This window comes from Pseudoalteromonas sp. SIMBA_162, assembly GCF_046535955.1.
Classification (GTDB): domain Bacteria; phylum Pseudomonadota; class Gammaproteobacteria; order Enterobacterales; family Alteromonadaceae; genus Pseudoalteromonas; species Pseudoalteromonas marina.
The window spans coordinates 1-258 of sequence record NZ_JAWJBQ010000678.1; the positions used below are offsets into that span (position 1 = coordinate 1).

At 64.7% G+C, this 258-nt stretch carries 1 protein-coding gene; it reads left to right on the forward strand.

The genetic code is table 11. From position 1 onward, the window contains the following. Positions 1-258 (forward strand): P1 family peptidase (locus R0J88_RS21385; protein ID WP_410901083.1); only part of this gene is annotated, 258 nt, incomplete at both ends.

The following is a 258-nucleotide window of genomic DNA, read 5'->3' on the forward strand; positions in this document are numbered from 1 at the left end:
GGTTGGCCACGCCACCCTGGACAAGCACCATAACGGCAAGCCTGTACGCACCGGTGTCAGTGTCATCGAGCCCCGCGAAGGCCCGGCGCGCCATCAACCGTGCTTTGCCGGCTGCCACGTGCTCAATGGCAATGGCGACGCCACAGGCCTGGAGTGGATTCGTGAGGCGGGCCTGTTGACGACAGCCATTGCCACCACCAACACGCACAGCGTCGGCGTTGTGCGCGATGCACTCATCGCCCATGAGCATGCGACCCT